Annotated in this window: 23 protein-coding genes, 1 tRNA gene and 1 pseudogene; 15 read left to right on the forward strand and 10 right to left on the reverse strand. The window is 69.4% G+C overall.

Annotated elements, in window-relative coordinates; all coding sequences use genetic code 11:
* The 11 genes and pseudogenes from G5C60_RS18215 to G5C60_RS18265 form a co-directional block, all read left to right on the forward strand.
* A pseudogene (locus G5C60_RS18215) lies at window positions 1–1200 on the forward strand (hypothetical protein); the annotation flags it as partial.
* A 137-nt stretch (window positions 1201–1337) separates the two neighbouring features.
* Window positions 1338–1901 (forward strand): TIGR03086 family metal-binding protein, encoded by a 564-nt coding sequence (locus tag G5C60_RS18220; RefSeq protein ID WP_165260504.1) that lies wholly within the window; start codon window positions 1338–1340, stop codon window positions 1899–1901.
* A gap of 106 nt (window positions 1902–2007) precedes the next feature.
* Window positions 2008–2880 (forward strand): DUF2797 domain-containing protein, encoded by an 873-nt coding sequence (locus G5C60_RS18225; protein WP_165260506.1) that lies wholly within the window; start codon window positions 2008–2010, stop codon window positions 2878–2880.
* Between the two features lie 43 nt (window positions 2881–2923).
* Window positions 2924–3274, forward strand: coding sequence for an antibiotic biosynthesis monooxygenase family protein (locus G5C60_RS18230; RefSeq protein WP_165260508.1), 351 nt, complete (start codon window positions 2924–2926; stop codon window positions 3272–3274).
* Window positions 3225–4211 (forward strand): amidohydrolase family protein, encoded by a 987-nt coding sequence (locus G5C60_RS18235; RefSeq protein WP_165260510.1) that lies wholly within the window; start codon window positions 3225–3227, stop codon window positions 4209–4211. Before G5C60_RS18230 ends, G5C60_RS18235 begins: the two co-directional genes overlap by 50 nt.
* 135 nt (window positions 4212–4346) lie before the next feature.
* Complete coding sequence (locus G5C60_RS18240; protein WP_165260512.1) at window positions 4347–5087, forward strand: response regulator transcription factor; 741 nt, start codon at window positions 4347–4349, stop codon at window positions 5085–5087.
* A complete protein-coding gene (locus G5C60_RS18245) occupies window positions 5084–6694 on the forward strand; it encodes a sensor histidine kinase (protein ID WP_165260514.1) in 1611 nt (536 codons plus the stop codon). Before G5C60_RS18240 ends, G5C60_RS18245 begins: the two co-directional genes overlap by 4 nt.
* 26 nt (window positions 6695–6720) lie before the next feature.
* Window positions 6721–8169 carry a bifunctional glycosyltransferase family 2/GtrA family protein gene (locus G5C60_RS18250; protein WP_165260516.1) on the forward strand — a complete coding sequence of 483 codons (1449 nt, stop codon included), beginning with the start codon at window positions 6721–6723 and terminating at the stop codon, window positions 8167–8169.
* A complete protein-coding gene (locus G5C60_RS18255) occupies window positions 8166–10319 on the forward strand; it encodes an ArnT family glycosyltransferase (RefSeq protein ID WP_165260518.1) in 2154 nt (717 codons plus the stop codon). The genes G5C60_RS18250 and G5C60_RS18255 overlap by 4 nt, the downstream gene beginning before the upstream one ends.
* 147 nt (window positions 10320–10466) lie before the next feature.
* The gene (locus tag G5C60_RS18260) at window positions 10467–11972 is read left to right on the forward strand and encodes an MFS transporter (RefSeq protein ID WP_165260520.1); all 1506 of its coding nucleotides are present in this window, start codon (window positions 10467–10469) and stop codon (window positions 11970–11972) included.
* A gap of 223 nt (window positions 11973–12195) precedes the next feature.
* Window positions 12196–12963 carry a TetR/AcrR family transcriptional regulator gene (locus G5C60_RS18265; RefSeq protein ID WP_165260522.1) on the forward strand — a complete coding sequence of 256 codons (768 nt, stop codon included), beginning with the start codon at window positions 12196–12198 and terminating at the stop codon, window positions 12961–12963.
* A 107-nt stretch (window positions 12964–13070) separates the two neighbouring features.
* Here the strand turns inward: G5C60_RS18265 and G5C60_RS18270 are convergent, their stop codons facing one another.
* The 3 genes from G5C60_RS18270 to G5C60_RS18280 form a co-directional block, all read right to left on the reverse strand.
* On the reverse strand, window positions 13071–13541 hold the full coding sequence (locus G5C60_RS18270; RefSeq protein ID WP_165260524.1) for a PPOX class F420-dependent oxidoreductase: 471 nt from the start codon (window positions 13539–13541) through the stop codon (window positions 13071–13073).
* A gap of 145 nt (window positions 13542–13686) precedes the next feature.
* Window positions 13687–16155 carry an MFS transporter gene (locus tag G5C60_RS18275; protein ID WP_478503328.1) on the reverse strand — a complete coding sequence of 823 codons (2469 nt, stop codon included), beginning with the start codon at window positions 16153–16155 and terminating at the stop codon, window positions 13687–13689.
* Between the two features lie 98 nt (window positions 16156–16253).
* Window positions 16254–16766, reverse strand: coding sequence for a MarR family winged helix-turn-helix transcriptional regulator (locus G5C60_RS18280; RefSeq protein ID WP_165260528.1), 513 nt, complete (start codon window positions 16764–16766; stop codon window positions 16254–16256).
* A gap of 210 nt (window positions 16767–16976) precedes the next feature.
* Between G5C60_RS18280 and G5C60_RS18285 the strand changes: the two genes are divergently transcribed.
* A complete protein-coding gene (locus G5C60_RS18285; protein WP_165260530.1) occupies window positions 16977–17171 on the forward strand; it encodes a hypothetical protein in 195 nt (64 codons plus the stop codon).
* 66 nt (window positions 17172–17237) lie between these two features.
* On the opposite strand, the gene G5C60_RS18290 is transcribed toward G5C60_RS18285, so the two are convergent.
* Entirely contained in the window at window positions 17238–18005 is a 768-nt protein-coding gene (locus G5C60_RS18290) for a hypothetical protein (RefSeq protein ID WP_165260532.1), read from the reverse strand.
* 207 nt (window positions 18006–18212) lie between these two features.
* On the opposite strand from G5C60_RS18290, the gene G5C60_RS18295 reads away from it, so the two are divergent.
* Entirely contained in the window at window positions 18213–19106 is an 894-nt protein-coding gene (locus tag G5C60_RS18295; RefSeq protein ID WP_165260534.1) for a S1 family serine peptidase, read from the forward strand.
* 119 nt (window positions 19107–19225) lie between these two features.
* Here G5C60_RS18295 and G5C60_RS18300 read toward each other — a convergent pair whose 3' ends face one another.
* The 6 genes from G5C60_RS18300 to G5C60_RS18325 form a co-directional block, all read right to left on the reverse strand.
* Window positions 19226–20116 carry an RNA polymerase sigma factor SigF gene (locus G5C60_RS18300; protein WP_165260536.1) on the reverse strand — a complete coding sequence of 297 codons (891 nt, stop codon included), beginning with the start codon at window positions 20114–20116 and terminating at the stop codon, window positions 19226–19228.
* Window positions 20117–20360: 244 nt separating this feature from the next.
* Window positions 20361–21230 carry an RNA polymerase sigma factor SigF gene (locus tag G5C60_RS18305; protein WP_165260538.1) on the reverse strand — a complete coding sequence of 290 codons (870 nt, stop codon included), beginning with the start codon at window positions 21228–21230 and terminating at the stop codon, window positions 20361–20363.
* A gap of 151 nt (window positions 21231–21381) precedes the next feature.
* On the reverse strand, window positions 21382–21561 hold the full coding sequence (locus G5C60_RS18310) for a hypothetical protein (protein WP_165260540.1): 180 nt from the start codon (window positions 21559–21561) through the stop codon (window positions 21382–21384).
* A 238-nt stretch (window positions 21562–21799) separates the two neighbouring features.
* Window positions 21800–21884: transfer RNA gene (locus G5C60_RS18315), tRNA-Ser, on the reverse strand.
* 84 nt (window positions 21885–21968) lie between these two features.
* Window positions 21969–22400 carry a tRNA adenosine(34) deaminase TadA gene (tadA, locus tag G5C60_RS18320; RefSeq protein WP_165260542.1) on the reverse strand — a complete coding sequence of 144 codons (432 nt, stop codon included), beginning with the start codon at window positions 22398–22400 and terminating at the stop codon, window positions 21969–21971.
* 65 nt (window positions 22401–22465) lie between these two features.
* Window positions 22466–23014: a tRNA adenosine deaminase-associated protein gene (locus G5C60_RS18325; RefSeq protein WP_165260588.1), complete on the reverse strand. Its 549-nt coding sequence runs from the start codon at window positions 23012–23014 to the stop codon at window positions 22466–22468.
* A 344-nt stretch (window positions 23015–23358) separates the two neighbouring features.
* On the opposite strand from G5C60_RS18325, the gene G5C60_RS51165 reads away from it, so the two are divergent.
* Both G5C60_RS51165 and upp read left to right on the forward strand, forming a co-directional pair.
* Window positions 23359–23691 (forward strand): hypothetical protein, encoded by a 333-nt coding sequence (locus tag G5C60_RS51165; protein WP_206439676.1) that lies wholly within the window; start codon window positions 23359–23361, stop codon window positions 23689–23691.
* 281 nt (window positions 23692–23972) lie between these two features.
* Window positions 23973–24608, forward strand: coding sequence for a uracil phosphoribosyltransferase (upp, locus tag G5C60_RS18330; protein WP_165260544.1), 636 nt, complete (start codon window positions 23973–23975; stop codon window positions 24606–24608).
* Window positions 24609–24696: the final 88 nt, after the last annotated feature.

Below are 24696 nucleotides of genomic sequence, written 5' to 3' on the forward strand. Positions count from 1 at the left end.
CCCCCGCCACCGGCGGAGACGCAGCAGCCGCCGCCTGCGGAGACGCAACAGCCCCCGCCGGCAGAGACGCAGCAGCCGCCGCCCGCGGAGACGCAGCAGCCGCCGCCCGCGGAGACGCAGCAGCCCCCGCCCGCGGAGACGCAACAGCCCCCGCCGGGGACCCAAGAACCGACGGAGCCCGAAGCGCTGGGCCAGGCAGCAGTGGAGGGGATAAAGGAAACGAACCTCCCGGAGAAGGAGAAGCAGCAGCTGGAGAAGACGCTGGCCAGGACGGTGGACGCAATCCAGGACCCGGATACGAAGCCCGAGGACCGGGCCGTGTACACGACAGCCCTGACGGACGTCAACGAAGCGCTGGCAATAAGCCAGGTTCCTGAGATATCGCAGCCGGACCGGGCCGCGTACGAGAAGATAGCGGGCAATGTGATTGTGGCTTTCAGCCCTGGCGGAAAGCCCTTGGCGCAGAAATACGCCGGTTTTCTAGGCCCGTTGGGGGACTGGCTAGGCACTGGTAGGAATGTTTTGTGCAACTTCGCACCGATACCGATTCTCTGCCCGAACCCGCCGCCCAAGCCGCCGCCGCCGAAGCCGCCGCCGCCTCCTCCGGTGACGCCCAAGCCGCCGAAGCCGCCGCCGCCTCCTCCGGTGACGCCGAAGCCGCCGCCTCCTCCGGTGACGCCGACACCACCGACGAAGCCGCCGACACCGCCGACGACTCCGACGAAGCCGCCGACACCACCGACGACTCCGACGAAGCCGACGACACCGCCGCCGACGACGCCGACCACGAAACCCTCTCCAACTGGAAAGGGTGCCCAGTCTCCCCCGAAGCTCGTGGAAAAGACCACCAAAGCGCTGGTGGTAGTCCAGGACTCGAAGTCGTCGGAGAAGGAGCTGAACGACGCGACGAGAACGCTGGACGAGCTAAACGAATCGCTCAAGAATTCCCGGTATCTGGAATTCCTGCGGGAAGTCAAGCGGCACAATCCACCCGCGGCCTGTATCGAGAAAATAGAGAGCGCAACGCGTGTCGCTGGTTGGCCCGAGGGGTCTCTCTCGGGGCTCGCTGATCCGTCGTGCAGCACGGCGGTGGTTCAGGGCGCCCAAGACACCAGCAGCCGGTGGAGCGCACTGTTCGGATGTGTGCAGACCAATCCACTCCAGACCTCTACGTGTGTGGTCTACATCCCCAAGGACTGACAGCGTTAGGCCGGCCTCGATCGTTCATGAGCCCTCGTCGGTTTCCCGATGAGGGCTCGTGGCGTGCCGATGAGTTCTCGTTTCCCCAGTCGTCTGCACTGTGTGACCGCATCGCGCGCGACCGAGGAGGAGAACTCATGATCGACCTGAAGCCGGCCTGTCGCCAGATGATCGACCTCCTGGCAGGCGTGGGCGACGAGCAACTCACCAGTCCAACTCCCTGTACCGAGTACACCGTCCGGGACCTCATCGACCATGTCGACGATGTCTCTCGGGCGTTCGTCGCCGTCGCTCGCAAGGACGCCGGCGAGGACGCCGACCCGGATCCCGGCGCTGAGGCGGCCGCCGGTCTTGGTGACGACTGGCGGGAACGCGTCGCCAAGAACGTGCGGGCGCTCGGCGATGCCTGGGACGACCCGACGTCCTGGCAGGGCAGTACCGACGGCGCGGGCGTCAACCTGCCGAACGACACATGGGGCAAGGTCGCGCTCACCGAGATCGTGGTGCACGGCTGGGACATCGCCAGGGCCACCGGCCAGCCCTTCGGCCTTCCCGATGACACGCTGCGGGCTTGCTTCGACCACGTGGCCGTGTTCGTACCCAATGCTCCTGTCGAGGGCTTGTGGGGGCCGGCCGTCGAGGTCCCCGCCGAGGCCCCGATCCTCGACCGGATAGTGGCCATAACCGGCCGCCACCCGTAGGGCAACCCCACTCACAGAGTCACGACCACCGGAGCTCGCCTCCCCATACCCATGTCAGTGGCGATGTCAGGGGCGATGTCAGTGGTGCCGCCTACTCTCGTGAGCGATGGCACAGGCGTGGAGATGTACAGGGCTGCGGTGGGGTGGTGCGGAGCCCCAGTTGGTCTGGGAAGGCGGGCGGAGGAGTGCTCTGCCATGGGGGAAGCGGGTGGCCTTTGGGGTGGTGACAGGGGGTGTGCGGACCTGTGTGGGGGCGCGGGGAAACAGCTGTCCGGTGAGGGCTGCCGTGTCCGGGCGGAGTGTCGGGGCGCAGTGTGAGGAGTGCGCGCGGCTGGAGCGGGCGCACTCCGTTGCCGCTGACACCGTCGCCGATGATCCGCGGCCGTATCACGTGTATCTCGCGTGGTTCGGGAGCGGGATGGTGAAGGTCGGGATCACGGCTGTCGAGAGAGGGGAGGCGAGGCTGCTCGAGCAGGGGGCCGTCGTCTTCAGCTGGCTCGGGCGTGGGCCGCTGATGGCCGCTCGGCGGAGTGAGGAGTTGTTGCGTACGGCGTTGGGGGTGCCGGACCGGATCGCGTACGACGCCAAGCGGGCCGTACGCAGTGCCTTGCCGGAGGCCGCGGTGCGGGTGGCCGAGGTCGAGGCGATGCATGCGAAGGCCGTGGGGCTCGGTGGGTGGCCGGAGGCTCTGGAGCGGATGCCGTTCGTGGCCGTCGATCATGCCGGGGTGTTCGGGCTCGGCTCGTTGCCGGCGGCGGTGGGTGTCGTCAGCGAGCTCGTGCCCGGGGGTGTCGTGGCGGGGGAGCTGGTGGCTGCCGCCGGGCCCGATCTGCATCTGGCAGGCGAGCGTGGGGTCGTCGTGCTGGATACGCGGCTGATGAGGGGGTGGGAGTTGAGTGCCGTCGGTCATGGTGAACCGGCTGGTGCGGTGACGGTGCCCATGCGGGAGTTCGGAGGCCGGCAGGACGGGCTCTTCTGAAAGGCTCTGGACGTGGTGCGGGTCCCGGCCCGAGAGTGGCGACATGAGCGAACACCCTATTGCGCCTGTCGCCGCGCACGAACCGCCGTACTACGCCGTCGTGTTCACCTCCGTGCGGACGGAGGGGGACAACGGATACGGCGAGACCGCCGAGCGGATGGAAGAGCTGGTGAAGGGGATTCCGGGGTTTCTCGGGATGGACTCGGCACGGACGCTGGGCGGGCTCGGGATCACCGTCGGGTACTTCCGGGATGCCGAGGCCATCGACGAGTGGCGCAGCGACATGGAGCACCGGGTGGCGCAGAAGCGGGGGCGTGAGCACTGGTACGAGAGCTACACCGTCCATGTCGCCAAGGTCGAGCGAAGCTACGGGTTCCGGCGTGGGCAGGGCTGAGGGGCAGAGGGAGGACCGGGCGGCCGGGCCTTCGCAGGACGGCGCTGAGGGCCGGTCGGCTCAAGAAAGCGCCGAAGTCCGGCAGTTCTGGGAGCGGCTCGGACTCCCCGGGCTCATCGACGTCCACACCCACTTCATGCCCGAGCGTGTCCTGCGCAAGGTCTGGGCGTACTTCGACGCGCTCGGCCCGATGACCGGCGGTGGAATGGAGTGGCCCATCACCTACCGGGACGAGGAGGGTGAACGGGCCGCCCTCCTCAGGCAGTTCGGTGTGCGCGCGTTCACCGCCATGCTCTACCCGCACAAGCCGGGCATGGCCGAGTGGCTGAACCAGTGGGCCGTCGAGTTCGCCCGCCGGACCCCTGACTGTCTGCACACGGCGACCCTCTTCCCGGAGCCGGGCGTGGCGGCGTACGTGCGAAGGGCGGTGGACGAAGGGGCGCGGGTCTTCAAGGCGCACGTCCAGGTGGGTGCGTACGACCCGGCGGACGAACTCCTCGATCCAGCCTGGGGATTGCTCGCCGAGGCCGGGATACCCGTCGTGATCCACTGCGGGTCCGGGCCCGCGCCCGGCAAGCACACCGGGCCCGAGCCGATCCGGCGGGTGCTCGCCCGGCACCCCCGGCTGCGGCTCGTCGTCGCGCACATGGGCATGCCCGAGTACGAGGACTTCCTGGGCCTGGCCGAGCGGTACGGCGAGGTGCGGCTCGACACGACGATGGCGTTCACCGACTTCAGCGAACGGTTCGCGCCCTTCCCGCGCCGGGCGCTGCCCCGGCTGGACGCCCTCGGCGACCGGATCCTGCTCGGCACCGACTTCCCGAACATCCCGTACGCATACGTCCATCAACTCCACGCACTGGAGGGGCTGGGGCTCGGGGACGACTGGCTGAGGGCGGTCTGTTACGGGAACGGGGCGCGACTCTTCGGGCTGTGAGCGCGGGATGCAGGATGCGGGAGGGGCAGCCGGCCGGGCTTCCCAGGAGTTCCCTGAGTGGCTCCTGTGTGTTTCTCAGGTAATTCACAGGTTTCCGCAAGAGTGTTCTCAGAGCCGCCCCTCACTGTGTGGGATATGACCACGACCTCGCCCCAGGGGCGCACCGAACTGCTGAGGCCGGACGGGAGCCCCGTCCGCGTGCTTGTGGTGGACGACGAGCAGTCGATCACCGAGCTGTTGTCCATGGCCCTGCGTTACGAAGGGTGGCAGATCCGCAGCGCGGGCGACGGGACCGGGGCGGTGCAGACCGCCAGGGAGTTCCGGCCCGACGCCGTGGTGCTCGACATGATGCTGCCCGACATGGACGGCCTTGCCGTCCTCGGCCGGCTGCGGCGCGAGCTGCCCGACGTGCCGGTTCTCTTCCTGACCGCCAAGGACGCCGTCGAGGACCGTATCGCCGGTCTGACCGCGGGCGGCGACGACTACGTCACCAAGCCGTTCAGCCTGGAGGAGGTCGTCGCGCGGCTGCGCGGGCTGATCCGCCGCTCCGGTGCCGCCGACCGCCGCTCCGACTCCACGCTCGTCGTCGGCGACCTCACCCTCGACGAGGACAGCCACGAGGTGTCGCGGGCCGGGCAGAACATCCACCTCACGGCCACCGAGTTCGAGCTGCTGCGCTTCCTCATGCGCAATCCGCGCCGGGTGCTCAGCAAGGCGCAGATCCTCGACCGCGTGTGGTCGTACGACTTCGGCGGCCAGGCCAATGTCGTCGAGCTCTACATCTCCTACCTGCGCCGGAAGATAGACGCCGGGCGCGAGCCGATGATCCACACGCGGCGCGGAGCCGGTTATCTGATCAAGCCCGCCGCGTCATGAGCGGACGACGACAGCTGCGGAAGCGGCGGCGCCGACAGCCTCGGACGCTGCGGACGCGGCTCGTCGTCGCGTCCGTCGTGCTGATCGCCGTGGTGTGCGCGGTGATCGGTACGGTGACCACCATCGCGCTCCGCTCCCATCTGTACGAGCAGCTCGACGGCTCCGTGAAAGAGGCAGCCATGCGGGCGGCCGGCCCTCCGAAGTCGGTCGCCGCCCGGCTCGGCCCCGACGAGATCGGCAAAGCGAAGCCGCCGCTGTCGGAGTTCGTCAAGCGGGGCCCGGGGCCCAGCGCCGGCGGCACGGTCGCCGCGAAGCTCGAGGACGGCAGCATCACCGAGGCCAAGGTCGGCAAGAAGACCGAGGGCGAGAACGGGGTGACCGACGTCGACCCCGAGTCGCTCACCGCGGCGCAGCAGACCGCCCTCGAGGATGTGGTGCGGGACGGCAAGCCGCACACCGTCGACCTTCCGGGCCTCGGCGAGTACCGCGTCCAGTTCCAGACCGGCGTGGACGGCGACTTCTACGTTGGCATGCCCACCAAGGACGTCACGGGGACCCTCAACACCCTCATCATCGTCGAGCTCAGCGTCACAGCCGCCGGTCTCGCCGCCGCCTCCCTCGCCGGCGCCACCATCGTGAGCGTCGCCCTGCGCCCCCTCCGCCGCGTCGCCGCCACCGCCACCCGCGTCTCCGAACTCCCCCTGCACAGCGGCGAGGTGACCCTCAACGAGCGTGTCCCCGCCTCCCAGACCGACGCGCACACGGAGGTCGGGCAGGTCGGCGCCGCCCTCAACCGCATGCTCGACCACGTCCACGGCGCGCTGCACGCGCGCCAGGAGAGCGAGACGCGGGTACGGCAGTTCGTCGCGGACGCCAGCCATGAGCTGCGTACGCCACTCGCGTCCATCCGCGGATACGCCGAACTCACCAGACGGGGAAGGGAAGAGACCGGTCCCGACACAAGACATGCCCTGGGCCGGATCGAGTCCGAGGCCGGGCGGATGACCGGCCTCGTCGAGGACCTGCTGCTGCTCGCGCGGCTCGACGCCGGGCGGCCTCTGAGTTACGAGCACACCGACCTGTCCCCGCTGGTCGTGGATGCCGTGAGCGACGCCCGCGCGGCCGGGCGCGATCACAACTGGCGCCTGGAGCTGCCGGACGAACCCGCGCTCGTGCAGGCCGACGCCGCCCGCATACAGCAGGTCATGGTGAACCTCTTCGCGAACGCGCGTACACACACACCCTCCGGCACCACGGTGACGGCACGCGTGCACCGGCGGGGCTCCTGGGTGTGCCTGGACGTCCAGGACGATGGGCCCGGGATTCCGCCGGATCTGCTGCCACGCGTCTTCGAACGGTTCGCGCGGGGCGACTCGTCGCGCTCACGCGCCTCCGGGTCGACCGGTCTGGGGCTCGCCATCGTGCAGGCCGTCGCGGCCGCGCACGGCGGAGCCGTGACCGTCGACAGCGTGCCCGGACGCACCGTCTTTACCGTGCATCTGCCCGCGCCGGCGGCCGAAGCGCCCCATTCTCATGAGGCCTTCATTTCGGAAACAAGTTCGCAAACGTACTCACAGGCACAGCACAGCACCACCACACGGGTGTAACAGGCCGCTTGACGACAGTCGTCGTCATGCAAACCGAACCTTCTCCCGGCACCCTGCCGGCGCGGGAGCACCTCCCGGCCGGGAATGCCGGTACGCCTGTCCTGGACGTAGTGATCCCCGTCTACAACGAGGAGAAGGACCTCCAGCAGTGTGTGCGCCGACTGCACGAGCACCTCGTGCGCACTTTCCCCTACACGTTCCGCATCACCGTCGCGGACAACGCGTCCACGGACACCACCCCGCTGGTGGCGACGCGGCTGGCGGCGGAGATCCCGGAGGTCAGGTCCTTCCGGCTGGAGCAGAAGGGCCGCGGCCGGGCCCTGCGGACCGTCTGGTCGGCCTCGGACGCCCCGGTCCTCGCCTATATGGATGTCGACCTCTCCACCGACCTCAACGCGCTGCTCCCGCTGGTGGCCCCGCTGATCTCGGGCCACTCCGACCTCGCGATCGGCTCGCGTCTCGCCCGCTCCTCTCGGGTGGTGCGCGGCGCCAAGCGGGAGTTCATCAGCCGTACGTACAACCTGATCCTGCGGGGCTCGCTGCAGGCCCGCTTCTCCGACGCCCAGTGCGGCTTCAAGGCGATCCGGCGCGAGGTCGCGCAGGTGCTGCTGCCGCTGATCGAGGACACCGGCTGGTTCTTCGACACCGAGATGCTGGTCCTCGCCGAACGGGCGGGCCTGCGCATCCACGAGGTGCCGGTCGACTGGGTCGACGACCCCGACTCGACCGTGCACATCGTGAAGACCGCCACCGACGACCTGTTGGGCGTGTGGCGCATCGGCCGCGCCCTCGCCACCGGCTCACTGCCGCTCGACCGGCTCGCCCGGCCCTTCGGTGACGACCCGCGCGACCGCGACCTGACCGGCGTACCCACGGGACTCGCCCGCCAACTCGTCGGGTTCTGCGTCGTGGGCGCTCTGTCCACGCTGTTCTATCTGCTGCTCTACAGCGGCTTCCGTACGTTCACGGGGTCGCAGTTCGCCAACGCGCTCGCCCTGCTCGTGTCGGCGGTCGCCAACACGGCGGCCAACCGGCGCCTCACCTTCGGCGTCCGCGGCCGGGACCGGGCGATGCGGCACCAGGCGCAGGGCCTGGTCGTCTTCGGCATCGGCCTCGCCCTCACCAGCGGCTCGCTCGTCGCCCTGAACGCGGCGACGGCCGAACCCGCGCACTCCACCGAACTGGCGGTGCTGATCGCCGCCAACCTCGCGGCGACCGTGCTGCGGTTCCTGCTCTTCCGGGCCTGGGTGTTCCCGGACCGGGACGACGACCACCGGGAAGGCGACCACAGGGAAGGCGACTTGCCGTCGACCGTCGTCACCTCGCGCAACGCTGCCTCGCCGGTCTGCGCGACGGCGCCTCAATCTCCGTACGACAGCCAGACCTCTCCGTACGCCAACCAGAGCTGGGGGGACGCGACCGTGCAGATGCAGCCGGTGCGCCCGCACGATCACGATCCGAGGAACGCACGATGACGACGACTCAGCCAACTACCGTGACTCAGTCAACTGCCGTGCAGAAGCCCGTGCTTCCGCCGGACCCCACCCTGTCCCCCGAGGACGGCAGCCCCAAGCAGCCCTTCGTGCGCCGCCTGTGGCGCGGCCGGCCCGGGGACCACCGATGGGTGCGGCCCGCGTTCCTCGGCACGCTGCTGCTGATCGGCGCGCTGTACACCTGGAACCTCACGGCCTCCGGGTACGCCAACTCCTTCTACTCCGCGGCTGTTCAGGCCGGAAGCCAGTCCTGGAAGGCCTTCTTCTTCGGCTCGCTCGACTCGGCCAACGCCATCACCGTCGACAAGCCCCCGGCCTCGCTGTGGCCGATGGCCCTGTCGGTACGGCTGCTCGGCCTCAACTCCTTCGCGATCCTGTTCCCGCAGGTCCTGATGGCCGTGGCCACGGCGGGTGTGCTGTACGCGGCCGTACGCCGCCGCTTCGGTGCCGCGGCCGGCTTCATCACGATGGCGGTCTTCGCGCTGACCCCGGTCGCCGCGCTGATGTTCCGCTTCAACAACCCGGACGCGATGCTCGCGCTCCTGATGGCCGTCACGGTCTACTGCGTGCTGCGCGCCATGGAGAAGGCCCAGACGAAGTGGCTGGTGTGGGCGGGTGCGGCGGTCGGCTTCGCCTTCCTGGTGAAGACGCTCCAGGCCTTTCTGATCCTGCCGCCGCTCGCGCTCCTCTATGTCGTGTTCGCGCCGACGACCCTGCGCAGGCGCATCGGCCAGGTGCTCCTCGCGGGCCTCTCGATGATCGTCGCGGGCGGCTGGTGGGTGGCCGTCGTCGAGCTGTGGCCCGCTTCCTCCCGCCCGTATATCGGCGGCTCGCAGAACAACTCCTTCCTTGAACTGACCTTCGGCTACAACGGACTCGGCCGCATCAACGGCGAGGAGACCGGCAGCGTCGGCGGTGGCGGCGGCGGCATGGGCGGCGGCTGGGGCGAGACCGGCTGGGACCGGATGTTCAGCGCCACCAGCGGCGGCCAGATCTCCTGGCTGATCCCGGCCGCGCTGATCCTGCTCGCCGCGGGCGTGGTTCTCACCTGGAGGGCCAAGCGGACCGACACCGCCCGCGCCGCGTTCCTCGCCTGGGGCGGCTCGCTGCTGATCACCATGGTGATCTTCAGCTACATGCAGGGCATCTTCCACGACTACTACACCGTGGCCCTCGCCCCCTACATCGCGCCGCTGATCGGCATGGGGGCGGTCGTGCTCTGGGAGGAGCGCGGCAAGGCGTGGGTGTCGCTCACGCTGGCGGGTGCGACGACGGCGACAGCGGTGTGGGGGTACGTCCTCCTCAACCGTTCCTCCGACTATCTGCCGTGGCTGAAGTGGCTCGTCCTGGTCGGCGGCCTGGTCGCCGCGCTCGGCCTGATCTTCGTGAACAAGCTCGGTCGTCAACTGGCCATGGGGATCGTCGGATTGAGCTTCGTCTCCGCCCTCGCGGGCCCGACGGCGTACACCCTCACCACGCTGAACGAGGGGCACTCCGGCTCGATCGTCACGGCCGGTCCGGCCGTCGCGGGCGGCCGCGGCGGTCCCGGTGGCGGCATGGGCGGCGGTCCCGGCGGGGGCGGTATGCCCGGCCAGAACCAGCAGCAGAACGGCAACGGTCAGACGGGCCGGCCTCCGACCGGAGGCTTCCCCGGCGGCTTCCCTGGCAACGGCAACACCCAGGGCCAGAACCAGCAGGGCGGCGTGCCCGGCGGCCGGACGGGCGACGGCGGTGGCATGGCCGGCGGTGGCGGCATGGGCGGCCTGCTCAACGGCGCGACCGTGAGCGACGAGGCCAAGGAACTCCTCGAGAAGAACTCCGGCGACTACACCTGGGCCGCCGCGGCCGTCGGTGCCCAGAACGCCGCGAGCTACCAGCTCTCCACCGGCGACCCGGTGATGGCGATCGGCGGCTTCAACGGCAGCGACCCGTCGCCGACGCTGGCCGAGTTCAAGCAGTACGTGGCGGAGGGGAAGATCCACTACTTCATCTCCGGCGGTGGGATGGGCGGCGGCGGCAGGGACAGCTCCGGCACCTCGTCGCAGATCAGTGAGTGGGTGCAGGAGAACTTCAAGGAGGTGACGGCGGGTTCGTCCACCTTCTATGACCTGACGCAGCCGACGAGTAGCTGACGGTCGGCTTCTCCCGAGGGCGGTGGCTGAGGCGAGAGTGCCCCGGCCACCGCCCTTTCGTGTTGTACGGCTTCCTGTTGTACGGCGTAAGGGAAGTGTTCTACGGTGTAAGGCAACTACCTCCCATACACCGTAGAAGGGACGCGTATGACAGCCGCGACGACCGCCGAGACCGCCCCCCAGTCACCTCCGCAGGGACACCCCCAACGCTGGCTGATCCTCGGTGTCATCTGTCTCGCGCAGCTCACCGTGGTGCTGGACAACACCGTCCTCAGCGTGGCGATCCCCTCCCTCACCACGGAGCTGGACGCCTCCACCGCGGACATCCAGTGGATGATCAACGCCTACTCCCTGGTCCAGTCGGGTCTGCTGCTCACCGCGGGCAACGCCGCCGACCGCTACGGCCGCAAGCTGATGCTGATCTCCGGGCTTGCGGTCTTCGGTCTTGGCTCGCTGGCGGCCGGACTGGCGCAGAGTTCCGCGCAGCTGATCGCGGCCCGCGCGGGGATGGGCATCGGAGGCGCGCTGCTGATGACCACGACGCTCGCCGTCGTCGTGCAGATCTTCGACGACAGCGAGCGCGTGAAGGCCATCGCGCTGTGGTCCACGATCGGCTCGCTCGGCTTCGCGGCCGGGCCCCTGATCGGCGGTGTGATGCTGGACCACTTCTGGTGGGGCGCGATCTTCCTGGTCAACATCCCGGTCGCCGTGATCGGCCTGGTCGCGGTCGGCGCGCTCGTACCCGAATCCAGGCACAAGGCGGGCGACCGGCCCGACCTGGTGGGCGCGCTGCTGTCGACCATCGGCATGACGGCAGTCGTGTACGCGATCATCACCGGCCCCGAGCACGGCTGGACCTCCGCCCATGTGGTGGTCTCCGCGCTGATCGGCGTGGTCGTCCTCGGGCTCTTCGCGCTGTGGGAGTTGCGCATCGAGTACCCCATGCTCGACCTGCACTTCTTCCGCAACGAGAGGTTCGTAGGCGCGGTGGCGGGCGTGATCCTCGTGGCCTTCGGCATGACGGGCTCGCTGTTCCTGCTCACCCAGCACCTCCAGTTCGTGCTCGGCTACGGGCCGCTGGACGCCGGTCTGCGTACGGCCCCGCTGGCGCTGACCGTCGTCGTGCTCAACGTCACCGGGGTCGGCACGCGGCTGACGGTCAGGCTCGGCACCCCTGGGGCCATCGCCCTCGGTATGGCCCTGGTGTCCGGCGGCCTCGCGGCGATCGCCGTGCTCGGCGGGCGGCACGGGTACGGCGGGATGCTGCTCGGCCTGGTCGTGATGGGCGTGGGTGTGGCGCTGTCCATGCCGGCCATGACCAACGCGATCATGAGCGCCATCCCGCCCGAGAGGGCAGGCGTGGGCGCGGCCATCAACGGCACGCTCGCGGAGTTCGGTAACGGCCTCGGCGTCGCGGTCCTCGGCGCCGTGCTCAACTCCCGCTTCGCCTCGCTCGTCGCGGTCTCCGCAGCCTCACTGCCGGCGGCGATCGCGGCGGCGAAGGGACCCGAGGAGAAGGCACAGATCGCCGACGCGTTTGCTTCCAGCCTGGAGACCAGCCAGTTGGTGGGAGCCGCCGCGGTACTGCTCGGAGGCCTGCTGGCGGCCGTGCTGTTGCGGCGCGCGGAGAGGGCGGACTCCGCGCCCCTTTAGGGGCGCGGGGCTGTATCGATTTGCGGCTTCGCCGCGATGGGGGTCCCCCCGCTCGAGCGAAGCCGAGAGTGGGGGAGCGACCAGCCACAACGGACCCGCAGATGGGAACCGGCGTAACGATGTCCTGGCTGAGGCACGCATAACATCAGGCGACAGTGATACGAGCGCTATCGAGTTCCATCCAGTTCCATCGAGTTCCATCAAGTTCCGAGGAAGGTGCGCCATGGTGAGGGCAGCCGACCGGGCCAAGCGTCCGGCGCGGACCAGCGTCTGGCTGGAGGGCAGGGAACGGGCGGCGCGCGGCGGCCAGCCGTCCGGGCTCGACCGGGACCGGATCACCCAGGTGACGGTGCGGCTGCTCGATGCCGAGGGGCTGGCCAAGTTCTCCATGCGACGACTGGCCGCCGAGCTGAACGTGACGGCGATGTCGGTCTACTGGTACGTGGACACCAAGGACGACCTGCTCGAACTGGCCCTGGACGCGGTCTTCGGCGAACTCGAGCTGCCCGACCCGGAGTCGGGCGAGGACTGGCGCGACCAGCTCCGCGCGCTCGCCACCGGGTACCGGGCGCTGCTGGTCCGCCACCCCTGGGTGTCACCGCTCATCGGCAACTTCCTCAACATCGGCCCGCACTCGATGGCGTTCTCGCTGTCCGTGCAGCAGGTGATCCGCACCACGGGACTTCCGCTGCACGGGCAGATGGGCGCCATCGCGGCCGTCTTCCAGTTCGTGTACGGGTTCGGGACGATCGAGGGGCACTTCGTGCAGCGGTGCGCCTCGGCCGGCATGTCGCAGGACGAGTACTTCCACCAGGCCATGAGCACGGTCCGTGATCAGCCCGACTTCGCCGAGAACTTCGAGAATGCCGCGGATCTCATGGAGGCCCGTGGGGGCGACACGGTGGAGGAGATGCGGGAGCGGGACTTCGCCTTCGCGTTGGAGCTGCTGGTGGCGGGCATCGAGGCGATGGTGCTCCGCGAGGAATCGTGAGGCCGGTGGGTCGGGTGCGGGTCGGTGGGGGCTGGTCGCGCCCACGCGGCGGAGCCGCATATTAAATGCAGCCCCGTGCCCCTGACGGGGCGCCCTCACCGGACTTACTACTCCTGCGGAGCCAGCCTCGCCGGGAAGCCGCCGGTCGCCACCGGTCCCCATCGTGTCGGCGTGACCCGGATGATGGACTTGCCCTGCTTGGTCATCGCTGCCCGGTACTCGTCCCAGTCCGGGTGCTCGCCGGCGATGTTGCGGTAGTACTCCACGAGCGGCTCGACCGAGTCCGGGGAGTCGATGACCTCGGCGGTGCCGTCGATCTGGACCCAGGGGCCGTTCCACTCGTCGCTCAGGACGATGAGGCTGACCCGCTCGTCGCGTTTGGCGTTGCGGGTCTTGACCCGGTCCGGGTAGGTCGAGACGACGATGCGGCCCGCGTCGTCCACACCGCAGGTCAGAGGAGAGCCCTGAGGACTTCCGTCACCGCGCCGCGTCAGCAGGATGGCGCGGTGACGGGGGCGTACGAAGTCCAGCAGTTCGTCGAGGGAGACGGAAGTGTTCGTCGCGATGTTCGGTGCCATGGAGGCAGCCTAGGACGAACGGACGCCGAACGCCTGACGCGTTCGGTGGCAGGGCCTGCCCTGACTCGACTGCTGCTCGTAATGGAACCGGCCCGTGGGGCGCGCCCGAACCTCGGGACGCGCCCCACGGGCCGGGATTCTCGAACTACTCGCCGGGGTGGGCGAGTTCGATGTCGTGGCCGTCGACGCCGCGGCCGTTCACGGTCAGCGCCGTCGCCACCGGCGGGTAACCCGTCGCGATGACGGTGTACTCCCCGCTGTCCAGGTCGGCGAAGGCGTACGCCCCGTCCGCTCCCGTCGTCGCGGTGGCGACCACGTTGCCCGCCGCGTCGACGAGCGTGACCCGGGCATCGGCGAGGGGGCCGTGCGGCGCCCGTACGGTGCCCCGGAGCCGGGCGCCCGCCGTGAGGTCGACGTCGACTCGGGTGACACCGGTGCCGCCGACCTCGACGGGCAGGGCGGCCGGACGGTGGCCCGCCGCGTTCACTGCGACGGTCACCGGACCCGGGACCAGCTCGGCGAAGTCGAACTCGCCCTGCTCGCCGGTCGTTCCGGTGGCCAGCACATCACCGCGTACGTCCGTGACGACGACCGTGGCGTCCTTGACCGGCGTACCGGTCTCGGCGTCCCGCACCACACCGCTGAGCCCGCTCGTGCCGCTCACGAGGATGTCGTAGGTGACCGGCTCGTCGTTCACGACGATCGTCGAGGCCTGCGGCTGGAAACCGTCGGCCGACGCGATCAGGACGTACGAGCCCGCGCCCGGCGCGTCCAGCGCGTAGGCACCGTCCGCCCGTGCGACCGAGCGGCCCAGCTGCCGTCCCGCCAGGGAGATCAGCGTGACGGCGGCCTGCGGGACGGGCACGCTCTCGGCACCGCGCACGTAACCGCGTACCGGAATCCCACCACCCACGACGGACTCACCCGCGACGGACTCACCGGCGACGGACTCACCGGCGTCGACCGTGGCCGTGGCGACCGGGGCCCTCTGCTCGCCCAGGACCCTATGCTCGCCCAGAGCCTTCTGCTCGACCGGGACCTCCTGCCCGACCGGGGCGGAAGCGTCGGCGGCAGCCGGAGCGCCGCCCTTCTCGTCGGCGGCCTGCGCCAGGGCGCCCTTCGTCTTCAGCGGGACCTCCTTGATGAAGAAGGTCACGAGGAGGGCGAGCAGCGCGAGCGGCGCGGAGTAGAGGAAGACGTCCGCGACACCGTGGCCGTAGGCGCTCTCCACGACGGTGCGGACCGGCGCGGGCAGCGTGGCGAGGTCGGGGATGTTCCCGTTGCCCGTGCCGGCGTGGCCGAGGGCCTCGCCCTGGGCGCCGAGACCGGCGAGGCCGTCCTTGACGTAGTCGGTGATCCGGGTGGCCATGATCGCGCCCAGTGCCGAGACGCCCATGGCACCGCCGAGGGACCGGAAGAACGTCACCGTGGAGCTGGCGGCGCCCAGGTCCTTGGGGTCCACCTGGTTCTGCGTGCAGAGCACCAGGTTCTGCATCATCATGCCGACGCCGAGGCCCAGCAGGGCCATGAAGATCGCGATGTGCCAGTACGCGGTGTCGTACCGGATCGTGCCCAGCAGGCCGAGGCCCGCGGTCACCAGCACACCGCCGCCGACCAGCCAGCCCTTCCAGCGCCCGGTCCGGGTGATGACCTGACCGGAGAGGGTGGAGGAGACGAAGAGGCCGGCGATCATCGGGATGGTCATGACGCCGGACATCGTCGGCGTCTTGTCCCGGGCCAGCTGGAAGTACTGGCTGAAGAAGACGGTTCCGGAGAACATCGCGACGCCGACGAACAGCGAGGCCAGCGAGGCCAGCGTGATGGTGCGGTTGCGGAACAGCCGCAGCGGGATGATCGGCTCGCTCGCCTTCGCCTCGATGAGGACGAAGAGCAGTCCGAGGGCGACGGAGCCGCCGACCATCGCGTAGGTCTGCCAGGACACCCACTCGTACTTGTCACCGGCGAAGGTCACCCAGACCAGCAGCAGGCAGACCGCGGCGGTGATGAAGAAGGCGCCGGCCCAGTCGACCTTGACCTTCCGCTTGACGACCGGAAGGTGCAGGGTGCGCTGCAGCACGATGAGGGCCGCGATGGCGAACGGCACACCGACGTAGAAGCACCAGCGCCAGCCCAGCCAGCTGGTGTCGGTGATGACACCGCCGATCAGCGGACCGCCGACCATCGCGGTGGCGAAGGTGGCACCGAGGTAGCCGTTGTACCGCCCGCGCTCGCGCGGGGAGATCATCGCCGCCAGGATGATCTGGGCCAGCGCGGACAGCCCGCCCATGCCGATGCCCTGGACGGCGCGGAATGCGATGAGCGTGCCGGGGTTCTGCGACAGACCGGCCGCCGCCGAACCCAGGACGAAGACGACGAGGGCGAACTGGATCAGCAGCTTCTTGGAAAAGAGGTCGGCGAGCTTGCCCCACAGTGGGGTGGACGCCGTCATCGTCAGGAGTGACGCGGTCACGACCCAGGTGTAGGCGCTCTGACCGCCGCCGAGGTCGCCGATGATCCTGGGCAGGGCGTTGGAGACGATCGTCGACGACAGGATCGCGACGAACATGCCGAGCAGCAGCCCGGTCAGCGCCTCCATGATCTGCCGGTGCGTCATCGGAGCGTCGTGGGAGGCGCCTCCTGAGGGCTTGGCGTGTGAGCCCCGCACACCGGTTGGTGTGGTCGTAGCCATGGGCTTCCTTTTCTTACGTTGCTTTAAGCGGGTGTACGGGTGGTCTGTTCTGTGGCACCTGCCGCGCCGGCTGCCCCCGCCACGCCCGTCGCGGACGATGCGGCCGGCCGGCAGTCGTCGAAGCTGGCGCGCAGCCGTCCGAGCAGGGAGTTGAGCTGGTCGACCTCGTCGTCGGACCAGTCCCCCAGGTAGTGGGCGAGCGTGCTGGTGTAGCGCTCGGAGAGCTCGGAGAGCATGTCCCGTCCCGCGGGAGTGAGCCGCAGGATGCGCGACCGCTTGTCGGCGGGGTCGGGGGAGCGGTCGATCCAGCCGCGTTCCGCGACATGGGCGACGTGCCGGCTGGTCACCGACATGTCGATGGCGAGCAGCTCCGCGAGCCTGCTCATCCGCATCTCCCCGTGCCGCTCGACCAGCGTGAGCACGGCGGCGGAGCCCGCGGGGCACTCCTGCGGAAGCACCCGGCCGAGGCCCCGCTTCACAGCCCCGATGCCACTGAGCTGCCGAGCCAGCTCCTCGTACTGACCTTGAGCGGCCATCGCATCCTCCTTTGTTGCTCTAGGCAACCATAAAGATGATTGGTTGCTACAGGCAAATGGAAGGGGGTGGTGGAGGCCTAAAACCTTGGTAAAGGCGGGCGGCGGTCGACCTGAACGGGTCGGGGCGGAGCCCCAGGAGGGCAACACCTGGCACGGGAGACGGCACCCGGCACTTGGGCAAGCCGGAGGCATTCGCTAGGGTCCTGGGCCATGGCAAACACCCAGGGCCCTCAGAGCAACAACGACCCCGCTGGCAGCACCCAGATGTTCCGCGCTTTCGTCGACGAGACCCCGCAGGGCCGCCGGCAGCAGGCGGCTCCCGCAGGACCCCGTATGGGCGTGATCATCGGCGTGATCGTCGCCGTCGCGGTCGTGGCCGGCGTGGCCTGGCTCGCGTTCATGTGACTCGGGTACGGCATAACTCCCGTACGCAGTAACTCTCGTACGCAGTAACTCAAATACGGCGAAGCCCTACTCCCACCGGACGGACACGTCCTGCGTCTCGATGTGCATGCCCAGCGGCACGCGCCACGCTTCGACGCACACCGTCCAGGTCTTCTCCTTCCGCGCACCGGCGGCGACCGGTGCGGGAAGCTTCTCGGCCGACTTGATCGTCGCCCAGTCGATGCCGAGCGCGCCGATGATGTGCGTCTCGAACGTCACCGTGCCCGAACGCACCGCGCTGCCCCCGGTGTTGTGAAAGCCGACGGTGACCTTTTCGCACCAGCGTTTGTCGGTGGCTTCGCGTTCGGGGTCGCTCACGGTCAGCTTCGCGGGCCCACCGGGCGACGTATCGCTCCCGCCGGAAGACGACGAACCGGAAGACGACGAAGGCGGCGAACTCTCCTCCGTACGCCCCTCTGCGCGCCCCTCCGTACGGCCGGAGCCGCTCTCGTCCCGCGGCGGTGCCTGCTGTCCCGCGGAGGCGGACGGACTCGCCGCCGGTTCCGTGCCCGGCTTCCGGGCTCCACCGGGATCAGACGCGCCCTGCGAACCTCCGCCACTCCCGGCCCCCTTGGAGCCCGACGCCTCGTCCAAGGGCACCAGCGATACGTCCCCCGTCGGCGCGACCGCCGTACTGGAAGCCGGAGGCGAACCACCGGCCGCCCCGACCGCGACGTACCCGTCACCGGTCCCGCCGCCCCCGCACGCGGCGAGCACTCCGCCCAAACACACCACCACCGCCGAGGCACCGGCCACGGCGCCCCGGCGGCCACGTATCCAAGTCGCCTGACGCATCGCGCCAGTGTGGCTGACGGCACGTCAGATAGAAAGGGAGGGGAGGGCCTTGAGTGAACTCGGGAGTGAACCCCTGTCCCGGATATCCCGTCTCACAGAACGCCATGCCACTTCCGTCGGGTGACTCCCTTGCGGTTCGGGCAAGTCGATGCGCGAGGGTGCGTCCGGCCGGGGTGGTGAGTTCAGAACGTCTGGAGACACCCCCACATGCGTCTTTCCCCCACTCACAGAACAGCGGCCCGGCGGATCACCACCGCCGTGGTCGCGGCCGGTGCGGCACTCGGGCTCGCCGCCGCGTCCGTCGGACCGGCCCACGCCGCGGATTCGGCGGACCGCGGCCGCCCGGGCACCCGCATCATCGGCGGCGTCGAGCAGTCCGACGGTTCGCAGCCGTTCATGGCGGCGCTGCTGGAGAAGGGCTCGGCCAACCCCCAGGACCGGCAGTTCTGCGGCGGCAGCCTGCTCGACTCCGGGGTCGTGATGACGGCCGCGCACTGCGTCGAGGGCACGAAGGCCAAGGACATCGAGACCGTCGTCGGCCGGACCGTGCTGTCGAAGAAGAACCAGGGCCAGTTGCGCAAGGTCACCGAGATAGTCGTCCACCCCCGCTACGCCAAGGGCGAGGGGGCGTACGACATGGCGCTGCTGATGCTGGACAGGCCCGTCACCGGCATCGCCCCGGTCCATCTGCCCACCGCGGGCACGGACGCGCTGATCCGGCCGGGCGCCAAGGCCACGGTCATCGGCTGGGGCAACACCAACACCGAGGTGCCGACCCATCCGGACCGGTTGCGCGCGGTGGACGTCCCGATCGTGTCGCACATCGAGTGCAAGGCGTCGTATCCGCAGTACGACAGCAAGGTCAACATGTGCGCGGGCGTCGAGGGCAAGGACTCCTGCCAGGGTGACAGCGGCGGACCGATCTTCCGCAAGCTGCAGGGACGCAAGGGCGTGTACCAGGTCGGCATAGTGTCGTACGGCGACGGGTGTGCGGAGCAGGGTGCGCCGGGTGTGTACACGTACACCGGGTCCGCGAAGCTTTGGGACACGCTGGAGGAGTCGGCGGCGGGCAGGCGGGTGCTCCGCGAGTTGGCCGGGTGATTGCGGGCCCTGCGGGTCCTGCGGGTCGTTCGTAAGCCGCGGGTTGTTTGTGGCTGATCGCGCAGTTCCCCGCGCCCCTTAGGGGCGCGGGGAACTGCGCGAGACCTCGACAAGTCCGCCTAGTCCGAGATCAGGCCCTCGCGCAGCTGCGACAGCGTCCGAGTCAGCAGCCGCGACACGTGCATCTGCGAGATGCCGACCTCCTCGCCGATCTGGGACTGGGTCATGTTCGCGAAGAAGCGGAGCATGATGATGCGGCGCTCGCGGGGCGGGAGCTTGGCGAGCAGGGGCTTGAGGGATTCGCGGTACTCGACGCCCTCCAGGGCCGTGTCCTCGTAGCCGAGCCGGTCGGCCAGGGAACCCTCGCCGCCGTCGTCCTCGGGGGCCGGGGAGTCCAGCGAGGACGCCGTGTACGCGTTGCCGACCGCCAGGCCGTCGACCACGTCCTCCTCGGACACGCCCAGTACGGCGGCGAGTTCGGTCACCGTCGGGGAGCGGTCCAGCTTCTGGGAGAGCTCGTCGCTCGTCTTCGTCAGCGCGAGCCGCAGCTCCTGGAGCCGGCGCGGAACCCGCACCGACCACGAGGTGTCGCGGAAGAAGCGCTTGATCTCGCCCACGACCGTCGGCATCGCGAACGTCGGGAATTCCACGCCCCGTTCGCAGTCGAAGCGGTCGATCGCCTTGATCAGGCCGATCGTGCCGACCTGGACGATGTCCTCCATCGGCTCGTTGCGGCTGCGGAAGCGGGCTGCCGCGTAGCGCACGAGCGGGAGGTTGAGCTCGATGAGGGTGTCTCGGACGTAGGCGCGCTCCGGGCTGTTCTCGTCGAGTGCGGCGAGCCGCAGGAACAGGGAGCGGGACAGGGTGCGAGTGTCGATGGCCTCCGAGGCCCGGAGGGGCGGGGCCGGAGGAGCCGGGAGGACCGGTACATCGACACTGTGAAGCGCGTCGGGCGCGGACTCGCTCTGCGCGAGCGTGAGCACCTTCGAGCTGCCCTGATCTGCGGACATGCCACCCCCTTTGGGTCGCGGACGGTCGCGGCGGGCGCTCCCGTCGAAGGAACGCAGCCTCCACCTGAATACCGGAGGCGGAGCTGCGGCAAACGCGCTTCCGGCAGAATGTCACATGTCGGCAACACGCTGTAGTGACATGTCGACATGGAGAGGGTGAATCGGCCCTGGATAAAGAGGGTCTGGCTGTTTTTCGACCCAGAACTGTCGGGAAATGCCCTTAAGGGCGATTCGCTCCCGCGAGTTATGCCTCGATCCTATTTGCGGATCGCAGCCGGGCGAAGCTCCTGGCGAGGAGCCTTGACACATGCATCTGGGAGACACCCAGTTCGGCGCTGATCTGCGACTGGGTGAGATTGCTGTAATAGCGCAGCAGCAGAATTCGCTGCTCCCGTTCGGGGAGCTGGACGAGGAGATGGCGTACGAGATCCCGGTGCTCGACCCCGTCCAGCGCCGGATCCTCGTAACCGAGCCGGTCGAGAAGACCCGGCAGCCCGTCGCCCTCCTGGGCCGCCTCCAGGGAGGTCGCGTGGTACGAGCGCCCGGCCTCGAGGCAGGCCAGCACCTCCTCCTCGGCGATCCGCAGCCGCTCGGCGATCTCGGCGGTGGTGGGCGAGCGCCCGAACGCCGTCGTGAGGTCTTCGGTGGCGCTGTTCACCTGCACCCACAGCTCGTGCAGCCGGCGCGGTACGTGCACGGTGCGGACGTTGTCGCGGAAGTACCGCTTGATCTCGCCGACGACGGTGGGCATCGCGAAGGTCGGGAACTGCACGCCCCGGTCCGGGTCGAACCGGTCGATCGCGTTGATCAGCCCGATCGTGCCGACCTGGACGACGTCCTCTATGGGTTCGTTGCGGCTGCGGAAGCGGGCGGCGGCGTAGCGCACGAGCGGCAGGTTGGCCTCGATGAGCGCGCTGCGTACGCGGTGGTGCTCGGGCGTGCCCGGCCGCAGTTGCTTCAGCTCGGCGAAGAGCACCTGTGTGAGCGCCCGGGTGTCGGCGCCGCGGCGCTTCTCGGGGGCAGGGGCAGGCGTGGGGGCGGTCGCCGGGACCGGGGCCTCTTCCTGGGGCGGCGCAGTACTGGCCGACACGGTCAACGCCACCTCTTTGTCCATCAACTCATCCGTCAAAAGCGGTCATAGCATCACAAGACATGTCCACTGTGCGCAAGCACCGCAAAGAGTCGTGTTGGTTGCAAGTTGGGGCATAAGACGCATTTCAGCCCCGCACCATTCCGGTGCGGGGCTGTATGTGTCGACGTATGGCTCAGTTTTTGGCCCCGTCGGCGATCCACGACATGAAGTCGCCGACGGCCTGGGCGGCGTTGGAAATGCCCTCGAAGCCTATTTGTACGTAGTCGGCGGCTTTGGCCGGGTCGGTGATGATCACGTAGAGCACGAAGACCACGAGCGCATAGACGGCGATCTTCTTCGAATTCACCGCCACCGCGGCCTCCCCTGTACCTGCTGCCCCGCCGGGACCCCTGTTTGCCGGTGTTTGCCGGCGGTGAGTGTAACTCGGGCACTTGTCCGAACACCGTTTTTACGCACGCACTCTCCGCAAGTACGTCTCCACGCGCACGTCTTCGCACACATGTCTCCACACGCGTGTCGCCACGCACGTCTCCACACGCATGTCTCCACACGCACGAAGGGCCCCGTCTCTCGACGGGGCCCTTCCGAAGCGGTAGCGGAGGGATTTGAACCCTCGGTGACTTGCGCCACACTCGCTTTCGAGGCGAGCTCCTTCGGCCGCTCGGACACGCTACCGGGAGAGATCCTAGCCCACATCGGGGCGTGCTCTGAAATCCGTATTCGGCCGCCGGTTCGGGGCGGGTTCGGTGACCGGCCGGTTCAGCGGGTGCGGAAGAAGTCGGTGAGCAGGCGGGCGCACTCCTCGTCGAGTACGCCGCCGATCACTTCGGGGCGGTGGTTGAGGCGCCGGTCGCGTACGACGTCCCAGAGGGAACCGGTCGCGCCGGCCTTCTCGTCGCGGGCGCCGTAAACGACGCGGTCCACTCGGGACTGCACGATCGCGCCCGCGCACATCGTGCAGGGTTCGAGGGTCACGACGAGCGTGCAGCCGGTGAGCCGCCACCCCGCGAGCTTCGCGGCGGCGCGGCGGATGGCGAGGACCTCGGCGTGCGCCGTCGGGTCGCCGGTGGCCTCGCGTTCGTTGCGTCCGGTGGCGAGCACCGTCGTCCCGTCCGCGGACAGCACAACGGCGCCGACGGGGACATCCCCGCCCCGGACGGCCAGTTCGGCCTCGTCCAGGGCGAGCCGCATCGCGGCCCGCCAGCGGTCGCGTACGGGGTCGTACTCCTCCTGAGCGTCGTGCTCTTCCTGAGCGTTCAGCGGACGGTCTCCAGGACCTCCGCGGCGCCCAGGACGTCGGCGATCTCGTTCAGTGCGTCGTTGCTGTCCAGGGCGAGCAGTTCCTTCTCGTCCACGCCCAGGTCGGCGAGGACTTCGCGGTCTCCGATGGGTCCGATCGGCACGGCCTCGCCCGAAGCGGTGCCGGCGACGTCGTCATCGTCGTCGGAATCGGTCTCGGGCTCACCGTCCTCCGTGCCGTCGAGGTCGAGGGAGTCCAGGTCCGCGACATCGTCTTCCCCAGGCTCCCTTCCGAGTAGTTCGTCCGTGAGCAGGATCTCGCCATACGAGCTGCGGGCAGCGGCGGCGGCGTCCGAGACGTAGATACGAGGGTCCTCCTCGCCGTCCACGCGGACGACGCCGAACCACGCGTCCTCCTGCTCGATGAGTACGAGGACCGTGTCGTCGTCGGTCGAGGCTTCGCGGGCCAGGTCGGCCAGATCCGACAGGGTCTCCACATCGTCGAGCTCTGTGTCGCTCGCTTCCCACCCGTCTTCGGTGCGCGCGAGCAGTGCGGCGAAGTACACCGTGACTCTCCCACTGGTCATAGGCGTGCCGGTTGGGGGTCCCCCCGGCGGAGGTTGCGGACGGGGAGTGCTGCTCCGAGCCCCGCCCACTCGGAATCGTGGCAGAAACAGAGCGTTCAGGAGAGGTCTTCGGCTCGCTGTGTCCCGGTCGCGTCTCCGCGTCCGTACGCGTGGCACCTCACCTGGGGCGCTCGGCGCCCGCCGTCAGCGGGATCGTACGCCGAGGACGGCTCAGCCATGCACACGGCTTCCCGATGCCGCCCCGGACACCCCTCCAGTGGCTGGACCTGTACGGGTCTGCCGTGGCCCACCGGCTACCAGCGGAACGTGCGCATGCGCATGGCGTGGCGCAATCGTGCCGCCTTGGCGCGGCGCGGCTGCACCCGGTCACGCAACTCGCGCGCCTCCGTGAGATCCCGCAGGAACTGCGCCCGCCGCCTACGCCGTTCGGCAGCACTCTCGGAATCACCCGCGGAATCACTCTCGGGCGCGCCGCCGACGCCTCCGGCGGCGACCTGTTGCGCCTGACCGTCGGCGGGCGTTTCGGGGTGAGGGCCTCCGGCGGCCGTTCCCGGCGGGCGCGCTACCCGACCGGCCTGACTTACCTGACTTACCTGACCGGCCTGGCCGGAGGTCTCCCGCGGCGTGCCCCAGCCGGCGGGCGCTCGTGGCGCTGAGCTGCCTGCGGGCTCGCCAGCTGTTCCCCGACCGGCGGGCGCTCGCGGCGCGGAGCGGCTCGCGGCCTCCGCCGTCGCGCCCCGACCGGAGGTTCCCCGTCGGGGAGGCTGGTCCGCTTTCTGGTTCCGTTCCCGGTTCCGCATAGGCCCACCACCCCAGTTCGTCCCTCCCACCTTCCCGCTGATGAGCGGTTTGATGCCGGTTCGGGTTTGAGGGGGCTCGGGACAGAGCCCCATAACAGGGCACTGGTGGGCGGCGGAGGCCCGGATACCCTGGCCGCATGCGTCTTCATGTCGTCGACCACCCTCTGGTCGCCCATAAGCTCACCACGCTGCGCGACCGGCGCACCGACTCCCCGACCTTCCGGCGGCTGGCCGACGAACTGGTCACCCTGCTCGCCTACGAGGCCACCCGTGACGTGCGCACCGAGCAGGTCGACATCGTGACCCCGGTGGCCGGGACCACCGGCGTCAAGCTGTCCCACCCGCGCCCCCTGGTCGTACCGATCCTGCGGGCAGGCCTCGGCATGCTCGACGGCATGGTGCGCCTGCTGCCGACCGCCGAGGTGGGCTTCCTGGGCATGATCCGCAACGAGGAGACGCTCCAGGCGTCCACGTACGCGAACCGCATGCCGGAAGACCTCTCCGGCCGTCAGGTGTACGTACTCGACCCCATGCTCGCCACCGGCGGCACCCTCGTCGCGGCCATCCAGGAACTGATCAAGCGCGGCGCCGACGACGTGACGGCCGTGGTGCTCCTGGCCGCGCCGGAAGGCGTCGAGGTCATGGAGCGTGAGCTGGCCGGTACGCCGGTGACCGTCGTGACGGGGTCCGTCGACGAGCGGCTCAACGAGCACGGGTACATCGTGCCGGGCCTCGGAGATGCGGGGGACCGGATGTACGGGCTTGCCGAGTAAGGCTCACAGCGCCCCATATGGCCGACCCCCATATGGCCGACCCTCGTACGGCCGACGCTCGTACGGCCGACCCTCATACGGCCGACCC

It is taken from the genome of Streptomyces scabichelini (genome assembly GCF_011045015.1).
Classification (GTDB): domain Bacteria; phylum Actinomycetota; class Actinomycetes; order Streptomycetales; family Streptomycetaceae; genus Streptomyces; species Streptomyces scabichelini.

Coding starts and splice junctions, on each gene's coding strand:
- G5C60_RS18240 (WP_165260512.1), top strand. CDS start 4,347: ATGACCACGACCTCGCCCCAGGGGCGCACCGAACTGCTGAGGCCGGAC.
- G5C60_RS18275 (WP_478503328.1), bottom strand. CDS start 16,155: ATGACGCACCGGCAGATCATGGAGGCGCTGACCGGGCTGCTGCTCGGC.
- G5C60_RS18265 (WP_165260522.1), top strand. CDS start 12,196: ATGGTGAGGGCAGCCGACCGGGCCAAGCGTCCGGCGCGGACCAGCGTC.
- tadA (WP_165260542.1), bottom strand. CDS start 22,400: ATGCGGCTCGCCCTGGACGAGGCCGAACTGGCCGTCCGGGGCGGGGAT.
- G5C60_RS18250 (WP_165260516.1), top strand. CDS start 6,721: ATGCAAACCGAACCTTCTCCCGGCACCCTGCCGGCGCGGGAGCACCTC.
- G5C60_RS18220 (WP_165260504.1), top strand. CDS start 1,338: ATGATCGACCTGAAGCCGGCCTGTCGCCAGATGATCGACCTCCTGGCA.
- G5C60_RS18255 (WP_165260518.1), top strand. CDS start 8,166: ATGACGACGACTCAGCCAACTACCGTGACTCAGTCAACTGCCGTGCAG.
- upp (WP_165260544.1), top strand. CDS start 23,973: ATGCGTCTTCATGTCGTCGACCACCCTCTGGTCGCCCATAAGCTCACC.
- G5C60_RS18285 (WP_165260530.1), top strand. CDS start 16,977: ATGGCAAACACCCAGGGCCCTCAGAGCAACAACGACCCCGCTGGCAGC.
- G5C60_RS18225 (WP_165260506.1), top strand. CDS start 2,008: ATGGCACAGGCGTGGAGATGTACAGGGCTGCGGTGGGGTGGTGCGGAG.
- G5C60_RS18280 (WP_165260528.1), bottom strand. CDS start 16,766: ATGGCCGCTCAAGGTCAGTACGAGGAGCTGGCTCGGCAGCTCAGTGGC.
- G5C60_RS18235 (WP_165260510.1), top strand. CDS start 3,225: ATGTCGCCAAGGTCGAGCGAAGCTACGGGTTCCGGCGTGGGCAGGGCT.
- G5C60_RS18270 (WP_165260524.1), bottom strand. CDS start 13,541: ATGGCACCGAACATCGCGACGAACACTTCCGTCTCCCTCGACGAACTG.
- G5C60_RS18290 (WP_165260532.1), bottom strand. CDS start 18,005: ATGCGTCAGGCGACTTGGATACGTGGCCGCCGGGGCGCCGTGGCCGGT.
- G5C60_RS18295 (WP_165260534.1), top strand. CDS start 18,213: ATGCGTCTTTCCCCCACTCACAGAACAGCGGCCCGGCGGATCACCACC.
- G5C60_RS18245 (WP_165260514.1), top strand. CDS start 5,084: ATGAGCGGACGACGACAGCTGCGGAAGCGGCGGCGCCGACAGCCTCGG.
- G5C60_RS18230 (WP_165260508.1), top strand. CDS start 2,924: ATGAGCGAACACCCTATTGCGCCTGTCGCCGCGCACGAACCGCCGTAC.
- G5C60_RS18260 (WP_165260520.1), top strand. CDS start 10,467: ATGACAGCCGCGACGACCGCCGAGACCGCCCCCCAGTCACCTCCGCAG.
- G5C60_RS18300 (WP_165260536.1), bottom strand. CDS start 20,116: ATGTCCGCAGATCAGGGCAGCTCGAAGGTGCTCACGCTCGCGCAGAGC.
- G5C60_RS18305 (WP_165260538.1), bottom strand. CDS start 21,230: ATGGACAAAGAGGTGGCGTTGACCGTGTCGGCCAGTACTGCGCCGCCC.